Source organism: Pontibacter sp. HJ8, assembly GCF_054824225.1.
Genome location: NZ_JSYF01000256.1, coordinates 1 through 1158, shown reverse-complemented (window position 1 = coordinate 1158; position 1158 = coordinate 1). Strand labels below are relative to the sequence as shown.

The window sequence follows — 1158 nt, the reverse complement described above, 5'->3', positions numbered from 1 at the left end:
GCTGGGGTTGCGGCTCACCGTGCCGCTGCCTACCGTGTTCACGGCCAGGGTATACTCCTCAACCGGTTCCTGAACGGCGGCATCATTTGCCAGAACCCCTACGACATGCGTGCTGTTTGAAGCCAGAATCACAATATCGGAGGTATAATTAGCTTTGGTGCTCGTCGCGTTATTATATGTTCCTGCTAGCAGGGTTCGCTGAGCGCCAAAGGAAATATCCGTGTTTGAGGATTCTCTGTAGAGAATATTTCCACCTCCTTCTGCAGAGGAATATACTACCTTTAACTTACCCAGTGCCTCATTAAAGATAACGATTGGCCTTGTACCTGTTTGTGAGACTTCATACAGCTGATCCCAGTTTCCTGCAGGCCGACGTATCAATAAAGCAACCAAGGGATACCCGGTTGTGTTATAACTCGTCTTGACGGCACAATACAGGGTACCATCATGCGCTACGGCAAAATTCATATGGTCATCTGCCATTCCGCTCCCGATATTTAGGGCAGACTGGGAAGCTGGCACCTCATCAGCTGACCACTGGGAAGGATCGGCCCCATCGGTATGAGTCTTGAAGCCAAACCGCCTTGTGGTCTGATTGGACCAGAACACACCTATCTTGCCGGGCAAAGCAATAACTGCGCAAATATCATCATCCTTTACTCCGGAAGCGACTGTAATAGGGGAACTCCATGTGTGGTATGGCGCGTCACTCCATCGTACTTTTATATCGCTGACGCCGGCTGAAGCTAACCACATTCTGCCATTTCCATCGACATCAATAGTAGCCGTTTCAACACCCTGGTCAAGGGTTAAGCCAACAGTCGACGTTCTTTTAGACCAGAGCTCATAGGTACCGGAGGCTGATTCATATTCAACAGACACCATTTGAGAGGACGGACCCTGATACAGCAGAATATGGGTTATATTTCCGACCACCTTGCAATCAGCTTTAGAGGTGGTATTTGAAGAAAGTCTTAAAACATTTGTCCAGCTAGTGCCATCCAACCGCCACAAATGTGTTCCACTGGAATTAGGAAAAACAGCCCACCACTTTCCATCATAACTCCAGGGTTTGGATTGAGGTTTTTCTCCTGAATTAGCAGATGTTGGTTCTGGTGATAAGGTTTTTACGGTACTGAATCCCTCAGAACCCTGCCG

Annotated in this window: 1 protein-coding gene; it reads right to left on the bottom strand. The window is 48.4% G+C overall.

All coding sequences use genetic code 11. The features are described 5' to 3' along the window. Window positions 1-1158: T9SS type A sorting domain-containing protein (locus OB13_RS12070; RefSeq protein WP_461490421.1), on the bottom strand; the 1158-nt coding region annotated here is incomplete at both ends.